Annotated in this window: 19 protein-coding genes and 1 pseudogene; 19 read left to right on the top strand and 1 reads right to left on the bottom strand. The window is 33.3% G+C overall.

Going from position 1 to position 17,058, the window contains the following annotated elements; translation table 11 throughout:
• Positions 1 to 46 precede the first annotated feature (46 nt).
• From QQS35_RS18435 to QQS35_RS18385, 11 genes are all read left to right on the top strand, one after another.
• Entirely contained in the window at positions 47 to 250 is a 204-nt protein-coding gene (locus tag QQS35_RS18435) for a helix-turn-helix transcriptional regulator (RefSeq protein ID WP_285933821.1), read from the top strand.
• A 16-nt stretch (positions 251 to 266) separates the two neighbouring features.
• The gene (locus QQS35_RS18430; protein ID WP_285933691.1) at positions 267 to 680 is read left to right on the top strand and encodes a hypothetical protein; all 414 of its coding nucleotides are present in this window, start codon (positions 267 to 269) and stop codon (positions 678 to 680) included.
• 403 nt (positions 681 to 1,083) lie between these two features.
• On the top strand, positions 1,084 to 2,367 hold the full coding sequence (locus tag QQS35_RS18425) for a mechanosensitive ion channel family protein (RefSeq protein ID WP_285933690.1): 1,284 nt from the start codon (positions 1,084 to 1,086) through the stop codon (positions 2,365 to 2,367).
• A gap of 557 nt (positions 2,368 to 2,924) precedes the next feature.
• A complete protein-coding gene (locus QQS35_RS18420; protein WP_285933689.1) occupies positions 2,925 to 3,413 on the top strand; it encodes an RNA polymerase sigma factor in 489 nt (162 codons plus the stop codon).
• Complete coding sequence (locus tag QQS35_RS18415; protein ID WP_285933688.1) at positions 3,410 to 4,318, top strand: zf-HC2 domain-containing protein; 909 nt, start codon at positions 3,410 to 3,412, stop codon at positions 4,316 to 4,318. Before QQS35_RS18420 ends, QQS35_RS18415 begins: the two co-directional genes overlap by 4 nt.
• A gap of 1,085 nt (positions 4,319 to 5,403) precedes the next feature.
• Positions 5,404 to 5,703 carry a hypothetical protein gene (locus QQS35_RS18410; RefSeq protein WP_285933687.1) on the top strand — a complete coding sequence of 100 codons (300 nt, stop codon included), beginning with the start codon at positions 5,404 to 5,406 and terminating at the stop codon, positions 5,701 to 5,703.
• A 240-nt stretch (positions 5,704 to 5,943) separates the two neighbouring features.
• Complete coding sequence (locus tag QQS35_RS18405; RefSeq protein ID WP_285933686.1) at positions 5,944 to 6,108, top strand: hypothetical protein; 165 nt, start codon at positions 5,944 to 5,946, stop codon at positions 6,106 to 6,108.
• Between the two features lie 345 nt (positions 6,109 to 6,453).
• On the top strand, positions 6,454 to 6,942 hold the full coding sequence (locus QQS35_RS18400; protein WP_285933685.1) for an HAD family hydrolase: 489 nt from the start codon (positions 6,454 to 6,456) through the stop codon (positions 6,940 to 6,942).
• A gap of 213 nt (positions 6,943 to 7,155) precedes the next feature.
• The gene (locus QQS35_RS18395; RefSeq protein WP_285933684.1) at positions 7,156 to 8,034 is read left to right on the top strand and encodes a protein kinase family protein; all 879 of its coding nucleotides are present in this window, start codon (positions 7,156 to 7,158) and stop codon (positions 8,032 to 8,034) included.
• Between the two features lie 120 nt (positions 8,035 to 8,154).
• The gene (locus tag QQS35_RS18390; RefSeq protein WP_285933683.1) at positions 8,155 to 8,352 is read left to right on the top strand and encodes a hypothetical protein; all 198 of its coding nucleotides are present in this window, start codon (positions 8,155 to 8,157) and stop codon (positions 8,350 to 8,352) included.
• 159 nt (positions 8,353 to 8,511) lie between these two features.
• Positions 8,512 to 9,042, top strand: a complete 531-nt coding sequence (locus QQS35_RS18385; protein WP_285933682.1) for a GNAT family N-acetyltransferase — start codon at positions 8,512 to 8,514, stop codon at positions 9,040 to 9,042.
• Between the two features lie 68 nt (positions 9,043 to 9,110).
• Here QQS35_RS18385 and QQS35_RS18380 read toward each other — a convergent pair.
• Positions 9,111 to 9,950 (bottom strand): annotated as a pseudogene (locus tag QQS35_RS18380) (tyrosine-type recombinase/integrase).
• A 230-nt stretch (positions 9,951 to 10,180) separates the two neighbouring features.
• Between QQS35_RS18380 and QQS35_RS18375 the strand changes: the two are divergent.
• The 8 genes from QQS35_RS18375 to QQS35_RS18340 all read left to right on the top strand — a co-directional run bounded on the left by QQS35_RS18375 (position 10,181) and on the right by QQS35_RS18340 (position 16,981).
• The gene (locus QQS35_RS18375; RefSeq protein ID WP_285933680.1) at positions 10,181 to 10,957 is read left to right on the top strand and encodes a class I SAM-dependent methyltransferase; all 777 of its coding nucleotides are present in this window, start codon (positions 10,181 to 10,183) and stop codon (positions 10,955 to 10,957) included.
• Positions 10,958 to 11,161: 204 nt separating this feature from the next.
• Positions 11,162 to 11,524, top strand: a complete 363-nt coding sequence (locus tag QQS35_RS18370; protein WP_285933679.1) for an NIPSNAP family protein — start codon at positions 11,162 to 11,164, stop codon at positions 11,522 to 11,524.
• A gap of 209 nt (positions 11,525 to 11,733) precedes the next feature.
• A complete protein-coding gene (locus QQS35_RS18365) occupies positions 11,734 to 12,168 on the top strand; it encodes a hypothetical protein (RefSeq protein WP_285933678.1) in 435 nt (144 codons plus the stop codon).
• 104 nt (positions 12,169 to 12,272) lie between these two features.
• Entirely contained in the window at positions 12,273 to 12,560 is a 288-nt protein-coding gene (locus QQS35_RS18360; protein WP_285933677.1) for a hypothetical protein, read from the top strand.
• 213 nt (positions 12,561 to 12,773) lie between these two features.
• Positions 12,774 to 13,337, top strand: coding sequence for a GNAT family N-acetyltransferase (locus QQS35_RS18355; RefSeq protein ID WP_285933676.1), 564 nt, complete (start codon positions 12,774 to 12,776; stop codon positions 13,335 to 13,337).
• An 857-nt stretch (positions 13,338 to 14,194) separates the two neighbouring features.
• Entirely contained in the window at positions 14,195 to 16,006 is a 1,812-nt protein-coding gene (gene ltrA, locus QQS35_RS18350) for a group II intron reverse transcriptase/maturase (protein ID WP_285933675.1), read from the top strand.
• Between the two features lie 224 nt (positions 16,007 to 16,230).
• Positions 16,231 to 16,389, top strand: coding sequence for a hypothetical protein (locus QQS35_RS18345; RefSeq protein ID WP_285933674.1), 159 nt, complete (start codon positions 16,231 to 16,233; stop codon positions 16,387 to 16,389).
• 208 nt (positions 16,390 to 16,597) lie between these two features.
• Positions 16,598 to 16,981 carry a VOC family protein gene (locus QQS35_RS18340; protein ID WP_285933673.1) on the top strand — a complete coding sequence of 128 codons (384 nt, stop codon included), beginning with the start codon at positions 16,598 to 16,600 and terminating at the stop codon, positions 16,979 to 16,981.
• Positions 16,982 to 17,058: the final 77 nt, after the last annotated feature.

Below are 17,058 nucleotides of genomic sequence, written 5' to 3'. Positions count from 1 at the left end.
AATTTGTGTAAAGATATCTTTACATAGGTGCGGAGGGGAAATCATGGTGAGGGTAATTAATCACATTCGCGAAATTCGATTACAAAAAGACATATCTCAAGTAAAGATGGCAGAGGACCTCCAAATCACTCGCCAAACGATTAATGCAATTGAAAAGAATAAATATAATCCAAGCTTAGAGTTAGCCTTGAAATTAATCGACTATTTTGATGTACCAATCGAGGAACTGTTTTACTTGGAAAAAAGGTAAAAGGAGGAATAAAACAATGGTCAAACAAAAACAATTTTTCTTTATTTGGGTGTTTTTGATTTGTTGTATCGTAATTGGTGGTTTGTTAGGCTTTTATATTGTTGGCAGAGAAACAGGTGAATTCAATTTTGATACGATTGTTCCTTCGGTGCTTGTAGGAGTGACACTTGGTAGTTTGGTTTCCTTTTTGTTATATAAATGGAACAAGCGGAAAAATGGCAATGTACCACAAGTGGACGAACGTAGTATCGTGCTTTTAAAGCGTTATTTAATTGGTGTTCTTTATATTGTCCTGATAGGTGTTGGTGCAGCTTGTATTTTTTTATACGCAATCGGGGTCGAAACGGTAGAATTAGGCATGATCATCGTTTGTCTTGCAGGATTGTATCTATTAATTGGATTAGGTGCCATGGTTGTGAAACGTTTGTAGCTACATACTAAGACATGGTTAACGATATAATATTATTATCAGTGTTGATAAAAGTATTTTTAATAGGTGAAGTATTTTAACCGCTGAGTGTACTATCGTTGTTACATGTTAATTTGCTTTTTATGCTATACGGAGTTTCCTACAGAAAGAGTTAGTTAATAACAGGAGTTGTCAATTGTGACTTCTTATTTTAGTGGACATCCACCAATAAGTGGGTATTGCGCACATCACCAGAGGCGATCTAAGGCTCTATCAGTTTACATATGCTATAATTTTTTATATGTACCGATCATTACTTATAATGATTGAGTTTCATATATTGGACAGGGTTGATTGTTCAATTTTAAAAAAGAATAGCAAGTAGAATGGACTAAAACTTGAATTACATAACAGGGGGATTCCGATGAAATACATTAAGGAGTGGCTGGTAGACTACGATTTATCTCCTACTATTGCTGGGTATTTATCTTATACGATTATGATTTTATTAATAGCAATCATCTGTATCATAGCTAATTTTATTACAAAAAGAGTAGTAATGAGGATTATCAGTCATTACGTTAAAAATAACAGATTTAAATGGGACGATATGTTGCTGGAAAGGAAAGTATTTCACAAGTTATCTCATATTGTTCCTGCTATTATTATCTACATAGCTGCTTTCACCTTTCCGAATTATGATGCAGTGATTCAAAAGGGGGCTATTATCTATATCATTTTTGTGGCGTTGATGGTAATTCTTAGCTTGCTCAATGCTATTAATGATATTTATCAAACGTTTGAAATCTCTAAGCAACGACCGATTAAAGGCTATGTTCAGGTAGCTAATATCGTTGTAGTCATTGTAGGAGTTATCCTGGTCATCTCTTATCTGGTGGGGGAGAGCCCGCTCATTCTGCTAAGTGGGATTGGTGCGCTTTCTGCAGTTCTGTTACTTGTATTTAGAGATTCGATATTAGGACTTGTTGCAGGTGTTCAATTGGCAGCAAATGATATGGTTCGGGTCGGAGATTGGATTGAAATGCCTAACTATGGTGCGGATGGAGACATTATTGATATTTCGCTTGTTACTGTAAAGGTTCAAAACTGGGATAAAACAATTACGACGATACCGAGTTATGCACTGGTATCTGATTATTTTATTAATTGGCGAGGGATGCAAGATGCAGGTGGCAGACGAATCATGCGGTCTTTATTCGTTGATAAGAGTAGTATCACTTTTTTATCAGAGGAAATGAACGAAAATCTAAAAAAAATACACTACTTAACCGAATACCTTACTGGTAAGGAAAAAGAAATAGCTGACTATAATACGAAGTATGAATTAGATGAGAGTCATACAGTAAATAGACGCTCGTTGACAAATATCGGTGTATTTAGAGAATACGTTAAACATTACCTACAGCATCATCCGCAAATTAGGCAAGACTTGACCTTGATGGTAAGACAGCTAGCACCAACGGAACATGGCTTGCCAATAGAGGTTTATGCCTTTACCAATGATATAAGATGGGCACAATACGAAGCGATTCAATCCGACATCTTTGATCACCTTTTTGCGATTGCTCCAGAGTTTGGTATTCAATTATTCCAGAGTCCTTCGGGGAATGACCTGAAGAACTTGGTTGTTTCATCTTATCAGAATGAGGTCAGAGGGGAAGTAGAGCATAAGAGTTATGAGTCATAGTGGTGAACATTTATGATAAGCAACAATGGTTACAAAATTGCACTGCATTTTGCTAACGGGTTCCGTTACCTATCGCAAACATTAAAAATGTATTATAAAATGACCACCAAATTGTAGGCTGATTTGGTGGTCATTTTTTGTTGGTTTAAAAGGATTTCTTATGGAAACTGCATTAAAATTAAAGGTTAAAATGTAAGGGTGCAACGGCTTGTAACCTTGCATTTTTAGTTGCGAATTAGTAAGTAATTTTCTGTACATTTGGTCGGTGAAAATTAACTATTTTTTAACTTGATTTCACAAGGTATTCTGGATATTTATGTTAAAATAAATACAGGTTTTGTGAATAATTTCACTTAAACTTAACCGATTTCAGTGTGAACAATGTGGAGAAGAAATGGTTCCTGAATATTATAAAGGGATACATGGGCAGGAGTATCGATTACAGGATTTCTAATAATTATGGTAGAAGAAAAAAGGACCGGATGTACTTTATACGGTTTTTCTTTTACTTTTGTAAGATATTTGAGTTTATCGCGTCTTATATGTAAGGAGGTGAGATGGTGACACAGCTTGAGGATATTTATAATACATACTTTAAAGATGTATTTTTATATGTGTATAGTTTATCTGGCGATAAGCATATCGCTGAAGATATCACATCGGAAACTTTTATGAAGGCATTAACATCGCTAGACAGTTTCAGAGGGGATAGTGATATCCGTGTTTGGTTATGCCAAATTGCCAAAAACAGTTATTACTCTTATTTGCGTAAGAAAAAAAGCTTTGTAGATTTAGAGTCACTTCCAGAACCAGCTAGTGAAGACAATGTAGAGCAAGAAATAACCACTTCAGAAGCGTCTATGAAGGTACATGAAATTATACAGAAATTAAAAGAGCCCTATAAAAAAGTCTTTACGCTCCGTGTATTTGGAGAACTGTCATTTAAGCAAATTGGCAATTTGTTTGCAAAAAGTGATAACTGGGCTTGTGTTACTTATCACCGTGCTAGAGAAAAGATTAAAGCGCAATTGGGGGATTATCGATGAAAATTAGCTGTAATATGATTAGGGATTTACTGCCGTTATATGTCGAGAATATGGCAAGTCAAGATACTAAAGATATCGTTGAAGAACATATAGCTTCTTGTGAAAACTGCAAAAAACGACTTGAAGAAATGAGGACGCTTGAAGAACTGCCAATAGATACCGATATAGCTCCCTTAAGAAACATACAAAATACATTGCGAAGGGAAAAGCTGCAAACGATTATTCTTTCAGTCATGGTAACATTGGTTTTTGCAGTGGTTACAATGGCTTATCTGACAGCGCCAGCATACATTTCTTATAATGAAAATGCGGTTTCAATCATTGAAAAGGGTGATGGAACTGTACTTTTGAATTTTAGTGAAGAAGTATCAGGATTCCATGTGGAACAATATCCAGCATCAGACAATTCAGGTTATGTCTATGATATAACTACATGGGAAACGATTTGGCACCAGAAAATAAGCAAAAACAACCTAGAAAATACGGTCTTAAACCCGAATGGAGAAACGGTCGCTTCAATCTATTATTACAATACCGATGGAAGTGAAAATATTTTAATTTATGGAGATCCAATAACGGATGGTTCTGTCATTACGTTACCTCGGCTAGTTTTAAGCTACTATGTGATATTTGCTATAGGATTTTTACTTATTTGTGGAATTGGATTGACCATATTCCGTAAGAATGAAAAAATAAGAAATGGGCTAGAAAAAATTATTCTATTGCCTATCTCCTACCTGTTTGCTCACTTACTTATAAAAGGTCTTAACTCTACAACTTACCTTGCTAGACGGGACTTTTATGCAATACTATTAGTCACAATTTCTTTATATTTTGCGTTGTTAGCTGGAAGGAATATATTAAAAAAATTATCAATCAAGAAGCCGAAAAGCACTTTAAAATAGTTGTTGCTTTCACTGGTATAATAGACTCACCAATCAGCGATTCTTTTCTTAGTTTCAGTTCTATTTTACTTGATACGGAAAGGGTTTTCTGATTGATTCAGATTTGTAAAACATGGCCAAAAAATATCTTTTGTATTGGTTGAAACCCCAAATTCTATTGATTAGAGGCAAGTTGCAGAAGATGGCCTCATTATTTCTGATTAATGAGGACATCTTCAACAAACGGGCGCTTTTCTTTAATAAGAAGACGTCTTTTTGCATAGACAACGCATTTAGGGGATTGAGTTTAATGAGGTGTAAAAAAAGATTGTGAAGTCTTGTGCTTAAAGTAACGGGATTTAGTTGAAGAAGCAATTGTTACTTCAAAATACGGCTCAATACGTTATGCAATCTTAGGGGCATTTGAGAATGAGGTCAGAGGGGAATTAGAGCATAAGAGTTACGAATTATAGTGGTGAAAAAATAATGATAAGCAACAATGGTTATAAAATTGCACTCCATTTTGCTAACAGGTTCCGTTACCTATCGCAAACATTAAAAATGTAATATAAAATGACTACCAAATTGTAGGCTGATTTGGTGGTCATTTTTTGTTGGTTTAAAAGGATTTCTTATGGAAACTGCATTAAAATTGCATGCTGAAATGTAAGGGTACAACGGCTATTGTAGCCCTGGATTTTTAGTCGCGAATTAGTAAATAATTTTCTGTACATTTGGTAGGTAAAAATTAACAATTAACTATTTTTTCACTTGACTTCACAAGGTATTCTGGTTATTTATGGTAAAATAAATAAAGATTTTGTGAAGAATTTTACTTAAATTAACGGATCAGGTTTCTTGAAGAGAAATATAAACGGGGTGAAGTATATGAGTGAGGGATATGAATTAAGTTTTAAAACAAGCATTCTAAATTATTTTTATATTCCTTTTTTAGCGTTTTTTACATTTTTTTATATATGGCGTTATTTTTACAGAAGGAAGCAGAAAAAAGAGGGAGAAAAATCATCTTAAATTAACGGGTTTCGTTATTCCAATAGGCCATTTGATGCTGTTGTGAAACCATTGAGGAGGTTAAATGGGAGACAATGAGAGTGATTTTGGAACTATTACGTATTTTTTTTATATTTATGCTATTAGGTGGACTTGCCTGGTCAGTAATAGGAAATATCTATACAATAAACGAAGTTACAGAGAAGTATCAGTGGATTGCAGCAATTGGAATTTACGTTTCACTGTTTGTATTGTATAGGAATAGATTCCAATTTTCAGGTTGGTATAAAGGAAAAGGACGAGAAAAACTATCTAAACCAATAACATTACTTTTACTGTGTTGTTCAATCTTTATGCTGACTTTACCTATTATCTTAGGCTTAATAATTAGCTAACGTTGAAACATTGTGAAAGTATGTACTTAACCTAACGGGTGCAATAGCAACAAGTGGATCGTCATATATTATTGACATCCTTTTCTTTTTGAATAGTTTCAAGAGTTATTGGAATTTTATGTTAAAAAAATGTGAATTCATGATCTTAAAGTAAAGGGCAGGATAATCAAAGATACCAATTTTAATATGGATCGTATTACATATAAGGTTCTAAGTAAATAAATTTTAGGAGGTTTTTAAGTGAAGCAATTTGAATACAAAGTGGAGAACATTCAGATTCAATTGAAGAACGATATTGATTTCAATACATTGATGACTGAAAGATTGAATTTATTTGGTGAAGAAGGTTGGGAGTTGTCAGGTGTTAATGGAACAGTTTTTTATTTCAAAAGAGAAATTTTGTAATGAACAAACGGTAGCAATCCTTAAAGAAGAAGGGATTGCCCTTTTTCTTATTGAAGTATAGTAGTTTAATTCCACTAATAGTTTATAATCTTCGCAGAAAAAAACTTAATAAATATAGAATTTTATTTTATAAATTCTAAGATTGAGGAGCATAGAATGAACATTGGATTCGATTTGGATCAAACCCTTTTAAATTTTAAAAAATGTGAAATAGAATCTTTAATACATGCATTCATAGAACATAAAATTCTTAATAATCAAGAAGACGAAAGGTTACAACAGCTTTTAAATACCTACGAACAAATAAGTAGGTATCATTGGGGATAACGAGGGAGGAAATCCGCTTTGGAAGTAATGCAACTTTCCATAACTGATTCATTAAAAGATTATGGTGTATCCTTCGATGAACCCCTTATAACTAAAAGCTATTGGGAATTATTTTGTAGTTCAGCATATTTGGAACCTGGTGCAATAGAAGTATTAGATGTTTTATCAAAGAAGCATCGTTTATTTTGTATGACGAATGGTTACAGTGAATCTCAAAGAGGTCGGTTGAAGGCAGCCAATCTAGAGCACTATTTTGAAGGAGTTTTCATATCTGAAGAATTAGGTGTTGCTAAGCCAAATCCAAAAGCATTGGAAGTCTGTCTAGAAAAATTAGCGTTAAACAAAGATGAAACGATTTATATAGGGGATTCCCTAAAAAATGATTACCCTGCTGCTAATGGAGCAGACATACATTTCTACTTGTACAATCCTACAAATATTAAAGCAAGGGAACATAAGGGATTAACTGAATTTAGTCACTTAAAAGATCTATTAGACATTCTCTGAGCCTTGTTCAACTGACTATTAGTTTAATAAAGAGATTTAATATTGAACGTATTACCCGTAATAAAATGGTATAATTTTCCTTGAGGAATTGAAAGGAGGCGTTGTTTAATGGAAATGACAAAAACTACAAGTGGGGTTAAATTAATTTAAGGGAATCGTATCAAGCCCCTATAAACTACGTATCCCTTACTTATAAAATGGGAGGATCATAATTTGAAAAACATTCAACAAACGAGTTTGATTACAATGACAATTAATAAGGTAGATTTTCAATTACAAGAAGAGCATAATTTCGATTGGTTAAAACAGTTGGGTTCTGTTTTTTGTGTATTTGACCAACAAGATTCAGGAAATATAAGTTTCGGTGTTGAAAAAGATAATCAAAGGTATTTTGTTAAATATGCTGGTGCAAAACCAATTGAATTTAATGGAAATCCAAAGGAAGCTATTAAACGATTGAAAGAAGCGGTACCTGTTTATCAAATGTTAGAACACCCAAACTTGATAAGGTTACTAAATCACTTTCCCACTGAAAATGGGTATGCCTTATTTTTTCAGTGGGCTGAAGGCGAATGCTTACACTCTCATTGGACATTTGGTGGTCCAGCAAAATATACAAATCCTAAATCTCCTTTTTATCGGTTTAAGAAATTAGAATTGGAAAAACGTTTAAAAGCCTTAGATGCAATCTTTTCTTTTCATACTTATATAGAATCGAAAAATTATGTTGCGGTAGATTTCTATGATGGAAGTATCCTATATGATTTCAATAATGATGAAACAACAATATGCGATATAGATTTTTATAGAAAGTCACCTTCAATTAATGATATAGGCGAGAATTTTTGGGGTGCAAATCGCTCAAAATCCCCAGAAGAATATAAAATTGGGTCTCCAATTGATTCTATTACAAATGTCTTTAATTTTGGAGCTATTGCATTTGGATTACTCGGTGGTGAAATGGATCGTTCCTTCTCAATGTGGGCTGCTAATCAAGGTCTTTACCAAGTAGCACTAAGAGCAGTTGAAGATGAGCGTAGTAAAAGGTATTCAACGGTAAATGATTTCTATGATGCTTGGAAGTCTGTATGAAATGAATAATCTATAAAAAAGGTTAAAGGGTCACTCAAGAAAATAGTGACCCGGTGCTTTACTTGAACAAGGATTTATGAGTTTTTATGATTGGAAATTTGAAAAAGGTGGGGATTGTAAATGATTGGTAGGATTTTGTTGGGAGTTATATTAGGTGCTTTAGGAGGATTTATTAGCAGTAAATTCCTAAATGTTTTTTATAACCACACAGATGTTCAAACGGCTTTAGGCACTTATTTAGGTATTTATCTTGGGATTATAGCTGGGTTAATAATTTGTCTAATTATTGAGGTAGGCAAACTAAGAGAAAGAAAATAAAGCATAGTATACTATTGAACTAAAGGGTGCAATAATTGAACAAGGAGTTGTGATGTGACAGATCCTATTGCGTTAAAGAAGCAGGTTAATTGAACAAAGAACTACGTTTAAAATTGTTACGATACTCTGTATTGAACAAAAGAAACGAGGAGAACTTTTATGATTGAATTAAAGTCTTTTGAACGTTCGGATTTTCAACAACTAATAGATTGGATTGAAACACCAGAGTTTCTACTGCAATGGGGAGGTCCTAATTTTAGTTTTCCATTAGATGAACAGCAATTAGAAAACTACCTCAACAATGCAAATTGTGACAATTCTAATACTTTGGTTTATAGCGTTTTAGAGAAGGAAACTGGAAATATCATAGGACATATTTCGTTAGGAAATGTTGATAGAAAAAACAAATCAGCAAGAATTGGAAAAGTATTAGTTGGTGATAAGAATGTAAGAGGAAAAGGTGCCGGTCAACGAATGATGACAGAAATTCTTAAAGTTGCATTTGATGAACTTCGCTTACATAGAGTTAGTCTCGGAGTGTTTGACTTCAATTCCTCTGCAATTGCTTGTTATGAAAAGTCAGGATTTGTAAAAGAGGGATTACTTAGAGACGCAAGAAAAGTAGGTGATGAATATTGGAATTTATGGGAAATGAGTATTTTAGAAAATGAATGGTTTGAAAATAAATAAAGGTTAGCCTTATTGTGCTAACGGGGTGCAAGAGTTGAAGAGCAACGTCAATATGAGTTGCTCTTTCATTAAAAGTATTTGTTATAAAATTCTTGCCTAAGCCTTCCACTTATTTGAGCATAAATCCGAGTTGTCTCACTTTTTTCGTGTCCAAGTAAACTTTGTATTACCTCAATAGGAGCACTGTTATTTAAGAGATGTGTAGCATAGCTATGTCTTAATTGATGGGGGTGGATTGTCTTGTTTATTCCAGCACGATTAGAGATTCGCTTTATTATCTATCTCATCTGTGCAATGCTCATCCTATGTGCTGAACGCTCTGAAACGAAAATAGATGGATCACTATCGTTCCTCTCATTTAGATATTTCTCAAGCCATATATCACAACGAACATTAAAATAAACTTCTCTCTCCTTATCACCCTTACCTCGGACAATTGCAGAGTTACTACTCCAGTTAATGTTGTTGCGATCAAGAGAAACAATTTCTCCAATGCGACATCCAGTTGAAAACATAAATTCAAACAAGGCTTTCTCCAAAGCAGAATAACAAGCATCTCGTAAATGTTCAATTTCTCTTTCCGTTAGAAATTTTGGAATTCGTTTTCCGACTTTCGGCTCTTTTATTTTACTCGCTGGATTGCTATTAATAATTCCTTCCTCGTGTGACCAACGAAATAAAGATTTAATAAATCTTATTCGATGAGCTAGGCTAGATGGTTTTAAATCCTTACTTGATTCTGCTAAATATTGTTTCAGCTCATAAGTAGAAATATCTTTAATCGAGATATTACTAAAATACTTGATTAATAAATTTGCTTGAAGGTGGTAAGCCTTTAGAGTTTGTGGGGAGAATCCTTCAATTCTCTTATCTGCTTCATAGGACGTAGCTGCTTCTGATAATAACAAATAGATCACTCCTAAATACTTTTGTATAAAGGATTCCCATATAGAACAGATAAAAGAATCAATATTCATAGTTTTGGAGAAATTATCAGATGTAAAATGGAATTTAATGTTAAAGTAATATTGAAGAGGTTGTTAAGCTAACGCCGTAGAATACTGTAATAAGTGAAAACTACACATAATGTGGTGAAATTTTACTGTATAAATTCAAATTGAGAGATGAGGGATGTATAGTGGGTATTGATTTTCATAGTAAGAAGAATAGCATTACATATACAACTCGAAACGCTGACAAAACATGGATGGAAGCAATAAAAAATTTAATTCCTATTGAGAACGTTTCTAATGCTTTAGATATTGGTTGTGGCGGTGGGATTTATTCTAAAGCTCTGGCGGACTTGGGAGTAGACCATGTAACTGGAGTTGATTTCTCTGAAGCTATACTTGATGGAGCGAAAGAAAACTGTAAGGCATATAAAAATATTTCTTTTGAGCATGGTAATGCATTTGAAACAGGTTTAGATAGTAACAATTATGATTTACTACTTGAAAGAGCTTTGATACATCATATAAAGGGTTTAAACTCTTGTGTTAAAGAGGGTTTTAGACTGTTAAATGAAGGTGGCTTTTATATTATTCAAGACCGAACTCCAGAGGATTGTTTATTAAAAGGAGATAATAGTCATATTAGAGGCTATTTCTTTGAACTCTTTCCAAAGTTGATTGAAAAAGAGACCAGTCGGAGACATAAGAGCCAACTTGTAGTCGAAATGTTGGAGCAAGTTGGATTTAAGAATATAGAAGAAATAAAGTTGTGGGAAACAAGAAATGTCTATGATAATAAAGAACAATTACTAAATGATCTAAGTCAAAGAACTGGAAGAAGTATTTTACATGAATTAGATGACAAAGAATTAAAGTTACTAATAAATCATATTGATAAATCATTAGAAAACAATTCAAATATAGTTGAGAAAGATAGATGGACAATTTGGAAGGCATTAAAGTAGGAATTAGAATGTGAATAAATACACTTAAAGTAACGGGAGCAAGAGTTTAACAAGAGTGTCGTAATACGGCGGTCTTTTTTTTGTGATATTTAAAAAGTTAAATGGAATATTATGTTAAAGTTAAGATGTTGTAATTATGGGCAGGTTTATTCGAGAGGAGTTTCAATCATTATCAACAAAAATTATAAAGGAGAGAGTGAAAACATGATTTATCGTAGAAAAATGTACAAAGTCGCTCCAAATATCTTAGATGAGTTTAACAAGCATTTTAATGAAACGCTTTTACCAAGCCAACTTAAATATGGTGCAAGGTTAGTTGGTAGATGGATGACTAAAGAGAACGAAGGTGCTATAGATATCTTTGCAATATGGGAATATGATAGCTATGATGATTATGAAATCATTGAAAATAAAGTTAAAAGTGATGAAGAACACGTAAAGCGTGTCCAAAAACGGTTTCAAAAAATTGGTGGACGAGAAAAATTGAATGAAGTATTTTTTAATATTGATCAAGATTTTATAGAAACAACCGTACCTATAGATAAAACTATCTTGTCACAAAAGTAATTATGCTTGTTACTCTAAAGGGGGGGGATAATTTTACAAGGGATTATCGATTACGGTGTTATTTTTTTATTTAAAGAATAATTGGAATATTATGTTAAACTAAGTGTGTGAACAGTTGTACTTAAATTAACGGGCAGTATTGAAAAAAAGGTTAGGAGGCGTTATTCATTAAAAAAATTGCTCTCATTTTTATAAGTGGATTATTGCTTATGGGGTGCTCAAAAGAGGAGAATACAAGTGAAGCCGAACAAAGTTGGGAAGAAAGTCCAACGCTTGTTCGAGAAGTTGTAGTAACAGATGACGGTAAGAAAGAAAACTTTGTATTTAGAATTGGGGATAATGGAAAATTTGGTTTTTCAGAGTACGGACCTTTTATAGAAGGTGAAAAACAGAAATATATGTGGTTTTTTTGGGGGAAGGAAGATACTTTTACTCAACCGTTTAAAGTGCTCGGTATAAGTAATAAAACCAATAAAAAAATTACTGTTTTTGAAGGTCATAATAATTTACATTCTCCACATTTGGGAGCAGACCAACATATTCCTTCATCAATGATGTTACCTAGTCCAGGGAAATGGAGGTTAGAAGTGTATTTTGATGATAAATTGTTTGGTAATGTAATAGTTAATGTACAAGAAAAATAAGTAATTTATCTACAAAGTCGTTCATTTTCAAATTAATTTGTCATAGTCTGTGAAACTACTTGATAGAGTTTGCAGAATAGTTAAATATTTGAGGAGTGACTAAATTGAAAAATTTCTCTTGGAGAAGCTACTGGTCTTTATTTTTAAGTATATTTTCAATGCCATTTTTATTTGCATTGATGTATGGGCTAATAAGAATCCATCCTTATTTCGGTTTTTTTCTTGTCTCGTTGTCCATCATTGTATCTTTGATTTTTGGCGTTATAGCTGTTTTTAAAGATACAGAAAAAAATTCCCTTGCGGTTTTAGCGATAATCATCGCATTTGGAAGTGGAGCATTTTTCGTTTTTGCTTTACTTATGTCCCAAATGAGTGGTCCCACTGAATTGTAGAGGATAAACTTTTCACAGTCAGTTATGTGATTCCTTTGTAGTATTTCACTAAAGGATGCATTTCTTCAATAAGAGTATGTGTTTATTGTGTTAATAGGCCAGAATAGTTGAATAACGAAATGTACTTTTATGGTAATATTTATCTAACTAACCTTATTTGATTTGGTTCGAGAATATAGATTTTTTAACACTGAATGGAGGGAACTTGTTTCTATGAATTTTGTTCATTTACAAGGCGAAAGAGTATCATTAATCCCTTTAGAAGTTGAACAAACCGACTTATTATTTCAATGCTCACGTTCTCCTGAAATATGGGCAAACCTACCTATAAAAATACATACTGAAAAAGAGATGGACAATTTTGTGAGAACTGCGATTTCAGGAAGAGAACGGGGCGAAGAATTTCCATACGCTGTTTTTGATAACAAGCTAAATAAAATGGTTGGAATGACTCGATATTTGAGAATTTCTAAACTACATAAGAACCTCAACGTTGGTTGGACTTGGTATTCACCTGATGTTTGGAGGACTCAGGTAAACACAGAAAGTAAATATTTATTATTAAAATATGCCTTTGAGGTTTGGAATGCTGTACGAGTAGAAATTATCACTATTTCAACTCACCATCGTTCACAAAAGGCTATTGAACGGTTGGGAGCAAAAAAAGAAGGGGTTCTAAGAAAAAAGTATAATGGGTTAGATTATGTTGTTTATAGTATTATTGATGAAAATTGGAATGATGTAAAAGAACATATTGAAACATTATTGAGGAGATAAAAACCAAAGGATCTATCCCTAAGTTAAGATCACTTATTACATATCTTAAAGTTTTATTGTGAAATAGTACACTTAAACGAATGGGTGCATTAGTTGTGCGAAATGTTCCTAGTTTAAATGGAGGATGGTTACATCTCTCTGGTAAAGGCTAGGCAATTCCTTGTGGAATTGAAGGATTATATCGAAGAATCAAATGAAGAGGTAACGCTCGGAAGGGTTCTCTCTTAGTCGATTAGCACTAGATTTAGTAAGAATGATAGTGTTAAGAGCTCGGTGAAAAGGCGTAAGAACTTACCGTAACAGTGTAGTTTAGCTGACGAAATCCTACCCGATGGGGTGGTGTAAATCATGATGCTTGAGTTGAATGAATATGGTGAGTATGCGAATAAATCTACAAGAAAAAGGTTAAGCTGACAAACTTCTGAAGGTACGGGTCTAAACGCACGATACATAGAAATGTGTATATCACTAAATTGTGATGTTAACTGTGGGTGAGTAAGACTAACTTATATGAAAATCCATGATGCGTTATAGGCGTATGAACGTTAACAGGCTTAAAGGAAGCACCTAAGTTCTTTCTATAATAGATATAATTCAACGTTGTAAGCTGATAACGTGAAGGGCTTGCTTCCGATGAAATGGTAATAGGGAAAACCATAATGACAATAGTTATGGTATAACTTATTTTTGTATCAGTGAAAGTGGTGGCACGGTACCAATGAAGTGTTTAATCAACACAGAGGGATAGCCACTAGACTAATGAAGAATCATTCAACCATGTAAGGCAGATCTTTATCGGTTAATAAGGTTCTCGTAAGACTAAAAGAGGTTTAACTCCGAAAGGGGTAGCCGACTTATTGAAACGGAAGAAACTGAGGCATAACGAGTATTACAATCTACAAGAGTGTTTCGACACCCTTTATGCTCGTAGTACCAATGGTGATAAGTTTTATGGATTAATAGAATTGATGAGTTCTAATGAAAATATACGTCTTGCCTATCGAAATATTAAAAGAAACACTGGAAGTAAAACGGCAGGAACAGATAAATTAACAATTAAAGATATTAGTCATTTATCAGTGGAAGAAGTAGTAACAAGGGTTCAAAACATGTTTCAATCATATGAACCTCAGAAAGTCAGACGTGTTTTGATTCCAAAACCTAATGGTAAGTCTAGACCTTTAGGAATTCCAACTATTTGGGATAGGATTTTTCAACAGTGCATACTGCAAGTATTAGAACCTATTTGTGAAGCAAAGTTTTATAAGCATAGTTATGGATTTAGACCTAACCGAAATACACATCATGCAAAGGCTAGGTTTGAATTCCTTATAAACCTATCTGGACTCCATCATTGTATTGATGTTGATATAAAGGGGTTCTTTGATAACGTAAATCATAGTAAACTTTTAAAACAAATTTGGTCTGTAGGAATAAAAGATAAACCACTTCTATCCATTATTACAAAACTCTTAAAAGCAGAGATTGATGGTGAAGGGATACCAACTAAGGGAACACCGCAAGGTGGCATTTTATCTCCATTACTCTCAAACATTGTGTTAAATGAACTTGACTGGTGGATTAGTAATCAGTGGGAATCATTCGATACTAATTTCAACTATAAAACTAAAGGAATTAAACACCAAGCACTTAAGAGAACGAGACTAAAAGAATGCTTTATCGTCCGCTATGCGGACGACTTTAAGGTTTTATGCCGTACTCGTTCACAAGCAATAAGAATGAACTATGCCATTAAAGACTTCTTGATGACTAGGTTACACCTTGAAACAAGCGAAGAAAAATCTAAGGTAATTAATCTAAAGAAAAATTCTTCCGAATTTCTCGGTTTTTCTATTAAAGCAGTAAGAAAAGGCAAGACAAAGTACGGCTATGTCGCCAAGTCAAATATGTCTAAAAAAGCACAACTAAGTGCTTCTAACAAAATAAAAGAAGCAATCAAAGTTGTTCAGAAACATCCTAGTAATCAAACCGTTTGGAATTTCAACACTATCGTTATGGGGATACAAAATTACTATTCCGCAGCCACTGGAATTACGATAAATCTTAATGAGTTAAACTCTTATCTACGAAAAACGATGTATAATCGCCTAAGGATTCTAAGAACTGACGCAGAATTTCATGACATGACCAAGACATTACAAAAGAGGTATAGAGGATACAAATGCAAACTATATAAGATAAGAAACATGGTGTTTGTACCCATTCATGCCCAAAAATATAAAACGAATTTATGCTTTCCCCAGGATACTTGCAATTACACGACCGAAGGTAGAGAAAAGATACACAAAGGGTTAAAAGCCATAAATAAAGATGTCTTATCTTACATCATGAAAAGCTTTATTCCAAATCGGACAATTGAATATAACGACAATCGAATAAGTAAATTTATCGCTCAGTATGGTAAGTGTGCCATTTCTGGTGTAGAACTAGGTCTAAATGATTGGCATTGCCACCATAAGAATCCTTATCATCTTTCAAAAGATGATTCATTCTCAAATCTAGTAATACTTCATGAATCAGTCCACAGACTAGTACACATGAAAGACAATGATAAGATAAAAGCACTATTACAAATCTTAAATCTAACCAAAAAGCAAATAGAAAAACTTAACGAACTTCGATTACAATATCATAATCAAGCTGTTTGATTTCGAAGAAAGCAAGTCAAACCTAAAATACATAAAATTGAATGAATTGGATTAGTTGGAACGCCGTATGCGGTGAAAGTCGCACGTACTGGTGTGAACAGGGGGAAAAGGGAGCGATAACTTCAAACCCTTACCTATCTGTATCAAGAAGGATTAATGCTCATTTATGTGTAATTTATTTAATAATGAAAAACAATTAACTTTTAGCGAGGGGGAGATATGAAATGAAAAAATGCAAAAACTGTGGTGGAAATTCATTTGTAAAAGTACCAGAGTTTGAAAAAGAACTAACTGTCTGTTTGGATTGTGGGGAGGTAGGTTCAATAAGGTTCGTAAACCCAAGTATATTAAAGTTATATATCAATCCAGATAATTTCAAATAATATTTTAAATTAGAAAAGATTTGTTTTTATAATTGAAATAGAATTGTGATTATAACCAGAGATTATTCACCTAACGGGTGCAAATATTGAACAATAAGTTGTAGATGTGACAGATCCTATTGCATTAAAGGGCAGTTCAGTGAAAGAAGGGATTTCACTAAGGTTTATAGAAAATAAATTGGGAAACTTATATATAAGGAGAAAGTAAATGAAGAACCTTTTAATAGAATCACACTGTATTTTTCCAACACAGGACATAATAAAAACTGCAAATTTTTATGAACATAAAATGGGATTTACGGCTGTTCATTATTTGAATGCGAATGAACCTCATATTTGCTTGTATCGTGATACAACAGAAATTATCATAACCAAAACTAATGGACAAAAGGTAATTCCTAATAGAGACTTATACGGCTACGGATACGACGCTTACTTTATTACGAAGAATCAAAAGGAACTTCAAGAAGAATTACTCAATTCTAATGTGAATATAGTCCGTTCTTTAGATAATACTGATTACAATAATAAGGAATTTGTAGTTGAAGACATTGATAGAAGGTGGATAGCTTTTGGAATTAAAGTTGGTTGAAAGTAGTAGTCAAGTTTGTGAAAAACTATAGGGTGAAAGAGTTTAACAAAGGATTATCGATTGCGATGATCCTTTTG

It is taken from the genome of Aquibacillus rhizosphaerae (assembly GCF_030282825.1).
Classification (GTDB): domain Bacteria; phylum Bacillota; class Bacilli; order Bacillales; family Amphibacillaceae; genus Aquibacillus_C; species Aquibacillus_C rhizosphaerae.
Note: the sequence above shows the minus strand (reverse complement) of the source record. Positions and strands in the feature narration are given on the sequence as shown.